The following is a 215-nucleotide window of genomic DNA, read 5'->3' as shown; positions in this document are numbered from 1 at the left end:
TGTACGTGGTCAACCTGCACGACCGCAGGCTGTACCGGTACGACGCCACCGCGCCGACCGCGTCCGCGCCCAAGGCCGTGTACGCCATCCCCGCCGCCGACTGCCCGTCGGCCGAGGACTGGCGCCCGTACGGGCTGGGCATGCAGGACGGGGTCGGCTACGTCGGCGGCGTCTGCTCCGGCCAGTCCACCGGGAAGATCACCGACCTGCGGGCC

1 protein-coding gene is annotated in these 215 nt (G+C 73.5%); it reads left to right on the top strand.

Going from position 1 to position 215, the window contains the following annotated elements; genetic code table 11:
• Window positions 1–215 (top strand): hypothetical protein (locus tag IH44_RS42230; protein WP_035958704.1); only part of this gene is annotated, 215 nt, incomplete at both ends.

It is taken from the genome of Kitasatospora sp. NRRL B-11411, from assembly GCF_000721345.1.
Lineage (GTDB): Bacteria > Actinomycetota > Actinomycetes > Streptomycetales > Streptomycetaceae > Kitasatospora > Kitasatospora cineracea.
This window is presented reverse-complemented; position numbering and strand designations above follow the sequence as displayed.